Below are 4,173 nucleotides of genomic sequence, written 5' to 3'. Positions count from 1 at the left end.
AACTTTTTTCATATCGTCTCCTTAAATTTTTCATAATTATACCGCCGTTTGCTAAATTTACGCTATAATCGGCGTACTTTAAATTCGAAAGGAAGGAACATGGAAGTAAAGATTACATATTGCAATTCTTGAAACTATAGGCCGGTAGCTTCTCGTGTAGAAGAAGAATTTTTAAGTCAAATTCCAGGTGCTAAAATTAGCAAAATCGTCGGTAGCGGCGGAAACTTCATAGTTGAAGTAAACGGAAAAGTAATCTTTTCTAAAAAAGATCTCATCGGTACGGACGTAAACGCCCTGCCAAACTACGAAGAGATCGTTGCTTTGGTCGATAGCGTTAAAAAATCAGCCTAAAGTCTAAGCCGAGGCTTAGGCCTTGGCTTTTATTTCTTCAAATTTTATCTCGTTTTTTTCATATTTTTTCAGCAAATCGTTTATGCGCCTCTCAAAAATTTTCCGTCTAGCTTCATTTCCATGTTTTTCAAACAAACTTAATGCTTGGCGGGTCAAAATTTCTTGTTCGTGCATTATGAGTAAATATTCAAAAAGCTGGTCAATCACCGCTAGGCCGTTTCGCTCCGGCATTAAATCAATCAAATTTCGTTTGGTTTTTATCTCGTCAAAAAAACAAAATACCGCCGTTAAGTCACTTATTAATTTTTCGCAAAGCACTGCCGTGTCGGTATTTTCGTTGATTTCATAGTAAGCTGCTTTGAAGTCTATGATAGATGAAATCCTATCTCTAAAATGGCATTCGTATTCTTTGGGTTTTAAGACGGTTTCTTTGCCGGTTGCGGCGCCTACAAACGCACCCTAAATGCCGCAGTTTACGTAAAATCTAGTTTCAAATGTGGTATTGCCGCTACTTTTTTGAAAATTTACGACGTATATAAATTCGGGAGTATTTTTGTAGAAATTTAGCCCGTTTTTGGTAAAGCCGTTATCTTTAAACAGCGGCTTTACTTGGGCTATGAGCTCGTCAAATTTTGCTTTCATCAAATTTGACGGTTGCGATTATTTATTTGCGCGTTCGATGTACTCGCCGCGGACGGTATCCACGCGGATGACCTCGCCCTCAAGCACGTGGAAAGGTATCTGCACGACTGCGCCACTCTCAAGCGTGGCAGGCTTTTTACCGCCCTGGGTGTCGCCTTTAAAATTCGGCGGAGTTTCGACGATCTTTAGCTCGACGACTTGCGGTACTTCTACACCGATAGCCTTGCCATTGTGAAACAAAATCTCAACCATCATGCCGTCGATCATCCATTTTTTAACATCGCCTACGTCCTCATCGCTGATCGCTACTTGCTCGTAGGTCGCAGTGTCCATAAACTGGCAAAACTCGCCGTCGTCGTAAAGATACTGCATCTCTTTTTCTTCCAAATTCGGCTGATCACATTTGTCACCCGCGTGGAAGGTCTTTTCAAGCACTTTACCGTCGATGAAAGATTTGATTTTCGCGCGAACGAAAGCCGCTCCCTTGCCCGGTTTTACGTGCTGATATTCGACGACTTTATACGGAACGCCGTCTAGCTCAATCTTTAGTCCTTTTTTTAGGTCGCCCATAGAATAGGTTGCCATTTTTTCTCCTTGTAGTTTTAAAGGCTGATTATATCAAAAAAGTTTTTAGTTTAGTTTAAGAAGCGGCGAGAGGGCAAATTTGACCGCGCTCGCCGAAGTAAAACTCAAATTTAAGGCTTAAATTTAAACTCGCCTTTTTCCTTGCTTTGTTCAGACTGCGAGTGGATTTCCCTTTTCATCTGTTCACTTACGCTAGGATCGTCTTTTTGTATCTTTTGAAATTTCTTTTTTTCGGTCAAAATTTTCTCAAAATTTTTCGTAGTTTGCTTTTGCACTTCGCTCTCGCAACCCGCAAGCAAAAACAAAATCGGAATCAAAAGTAAAAATTTCATACTCAAACCCTCCTTAAATTTAAGCCCCAATTCGGGCTTAAATTTAGACAACTGCGTACTTTGCCCATACGCAAACGTCTAGATCGTTTAGCTTAGCCAGCGTCTCTTTGGTTATTTTTTCATCCACAAGCACGACCGCAAGCGCCATACCGTGATCGTCGCGTCCTAGGCGGAAGTCGGCGATATTGATCTTCTCTTCGGCGAGGATAGATGAAATTTTAGCGATAACGCCCGGAACGTCGTTGTTTTTAAAGATAATCATCTTGCCTTTAGGCTTAAAGTCTGTTTTAAAGCCGTTTATCGTCACGATGCGTTGCTGATTTTCGCCAAACACCGTTCCGCCGATCGTTACGACATCATTTTCGGTCGTGATGCGAACAGTGATTTTATTTTTGAAAATACTATTGCCGCCGACGGTGCTTTCTGTCGTTATACCTTTTTCATCGCACAAAAATTTAGCGTTTACGTAGTTTATCGTATCGCCCAAGCTCTCTTTTAAAGCACCCACGATCGCAAATGTAAGCATGGAGTTCGCGTATTCGCTGATAGGACCGTGCGTCTCGATGCGGATAGCTTTGATCGCTTTTTTGTTGATCTGAGCGGCGAGGAAGGCCATCTTGCTCGTAAGCTCGATATAAGGCTCCACAAAAGGCGGTAGATCTTCCGTTTTTATCGGCAAATTTAGCGCGCTAGGATAGCTGATGCCGCGAGCCGCAGAGATAGCCTGTTCGGCTGCTGCGATAGCGATGTTGGCTTGAGACTCTAGCGTATTTGCGCCAAGGTGCGGTGTGACGCTGACGTTATTTAACTCAAGTAGCGGATGATCCGTCGCCGGTTCCTTCTCAAATACGTCGATACCCGCAAACGCTATCTTGCCGTTTTTTAGGCCATTATACAGCGCCTCTTCGTTGTAAAGACCGCCGCGAGCGCAGTTTATGAGGCGCACGCCGTCCTTCATCTTTGCGATCTCCGCTTCGCCGATCATGTTTACGGTTTCTTTATTTTTAGGAGTGTGTATGGTGACGAAATCACACGCAAGGATATCGTCGAAATTTCGCGTATAAACGCCGCCCATATCGGTTACTTTCGACGGATCGATATATGGATCATAAGCAACGATTTGCATACCGAAAGCCGCAGCCCTAACCGCTACGCGAGAGCCGATGTTGCCAAAGCCGATGACGCCTAGAGTCTTATTAAAAAGCTCGACACCGTACCATTTCTCGCGTTTCCAAATTCGGTCGATTTTTAGATCGTTGTGAGCGTACGGAAACGAGCGAGCTGCCGCTAACATATGAGCCATCGTTAGCTCTACCGCGGCGATCGTGTTTGCCGTAGGGACGTTCATCGCGATTATGCCGCGTTTTGAGCAGCCATCTATATCTACGTTATCGACGCCGACGCCCGCGCGCACGAGAGCTTTTAGATTTTTAGCCGCATTTAAAAACGCTTCGCCGACCTCGGTCGAGCTTCGAGTGATGGCCACGTCAGCCTCGCCTAAGATATCCAAAAGCTTATCTTTAGGCACGTTTACTGCGTCGATTACTTTTATATCCTCTTCGCGATTTAAAATTTCAAAGCCGACTTTATGTATTGCGTCGCACACTATTATCGTTTTCACAGCTTAATCTCCTTGAAAGTTGAGCGTATCTCGTACGCTTTAAGTTCGTTTATAACGCGGTCTAAAATGCCATTATCTTGCGTGTTGATGTAAATTAAATTTTGCGAATTTTCTTTTACTACGCTAAAATCCACGGGTATATTTTTTAGGGTTTGAGTAAGGCAAAACATCGAATATATATCATTTTTATCTATAATCAACTGATAAGTTGTTTTAATAGCAACTCTCGGCTCGTCTTTGAACTCTACAAATATCTCGTTGCTTGCCAAGGTATATTTTCTAGGGGTCAAATTTGCCATTTCGCCGATCCATGAAGTATGGCTAGCGGTCAAATTTGACTCCTCGCTATTTTGCGGTATTTTTAGCTCCTCAGGCGCGGACTCTTTTAAATTTACGTCCGCATACTTATACAGCAAAGTGCCACATACGCAGACGAAAATAAGCAAAAAAGCCATCGCGCCCCAAAGCAGATATCGCTTCATCTACTTATGATAGTTTTTCTTTGATAATGTCGCCTAAAGTAACTTTATCGTCGCTATTTATCTCGTTTAGTACCTCGCGCTCTTTTTGTTTAGCAAGGCGTCTTACGCTCAGGCGAATTCTATTTTTCTTCTCATCGATAAAGGCTATTGCCGCTTCGAT

General features: G+C 43.0%; 8 protein-coding genes. 1 reads left to right on the top strand and 7 read right to left on the bottom strand.

The genetic code is table 11. The features are described from left to right. Positions 1-99: 99 nt before the first annotated feature. On the top strand, positions 100-351 hold the full coding sequence (locus Q0546_RS08100) for a SelT/SelW/SelH family (seleno)protein (protein ID WP_298792047.1): 252 nt from the start codon (positions 100-102) through the stop codon (positions 349-351). Between the two features lie 15 nt (positions 352-366). Here the strand turns inward: Q0546_RS08100 and Q0546_RS08095 are convergent, their stop codons facing one another. From Q0546_RS08095 to Q0546_RS08065, 7 genes are all read right to left on the bottom strand, one after another. Further along, positions 367-594 (bottom strand): hypothetical protein, encoded by a 228-nt coding sequence (locus Q0546_RS08095; protein WP_298792045.1) that lies wholly within the window; start codon positions 592-594, stop codon positions 367-369. A gap of 216 nt (positions 595-810) precedes the next feature. Continuing rightward, positions 811-993: a DUF4304 domain-containing protein gene (locus Q0546_RS08090; RefSeq protein WP_298792043.1), complete on the bottom strand. Its 183-nt coding sequence runs from the start codon at positions 991-993 to the stop codon at positions 811-813. An 18-nt stretch (positions 994-1,011) separates the two neighbouring features. Next, entirely contained in the window at positions 1,012-1,578 is a 567-nt protein-coding gene (efp, locus tag Q0546_RS08085; RefSeq protein ID WP_002948377.1) for an elongation factor P, read from the bottom strand. Between the two features lie 110 nt (positions 1,579-1,688). Continuing rightward, on the bottom strand, positions 1,689-1,910 hold the full coding sequence (locus Q0546_RS08080) for a hypothetical protein (RefSeq protein WP_039895184.1): 222 nt from the start codon (positions 1,908-1,910) through the stop codon (positions 1,689-1,691). Between the two features lie 43 nt (positions 1,911-1,953). Beyond that, positions 1,954-3,531: a phosphoglycerate dehydrogenase gene (gene serA / locus Q0546_RS08075; RefSeq protein WP_298792041.1), complete on the bottom strand. Its 1,578-nt coding sequence runs from the start codon at positions 3,529-3,531 to the stop codon at positions 1,954-1,956. Continuing rightward, entirely contained in the window at positions 3,528-4,013 is a 486-nt protein-coding gene (locus Q0546_RS08070) for a hypothetical protein (RefSeq protein WP_298792039.1), read from the bottom strand. Before Q0546_RS08070 ends, serA begins: the two co-directional genes overlap by 4 nt. A gap of 4 nt (positions 4,014-4,017) precedes the next feature. After that, positions 4,018-4,173: hypothetical protein (locus tag Q0546_RS08065; RefSeq protein WP_298792048.1), on the bottom strand; the 156-nt coding region annotated here is incomplete at its 5' end.

It is taken from the genome of uncultured Campylobacter sp., from assembly GCF_937997465.1.
In the GTDB taxonomy this organism is placed as follows: Bacteria; Campylobacterota; Campylobacteria; order Campylobacterales; family Campylobacteraceae; genus Campylobacter_A.
This window is presented reverse-complemented; position numbering and strand designations above follow the sequence as displayed.

Bases quoted from the DNA above. Each gene is read 5' to 3' on its own strand.
- Q0546_RS08090 (WP_298792043.1), bottom strand. From the start codon at position 993: ATGAAAGCAAAATTTGACGAGCTCATAGCCCAAGTAAAGCCGCTGTTT.
- efp (WP_002948377.1), bottom strand. From the start codon at position 1,578: ATGGCAACCTATTCTATGGGCGACCTAAAAAAAGGACTAAAGATTGAG.
- Q0546_RS08080 (WP_039895184.1), bottom strand. From the start codon at position 1,910: ATGAAATTTTTACTTTTGATTCCGATTTTGTTTTTGCTTGCGGGTTGC.
- Q0546_RS08070 (WP_298792039.1), bottom strand. From the start codon at position 4,013: ATGAAGCGATATCTGCTTTGGGGCGCGATGGCTTTTTTGCTTATTTTC.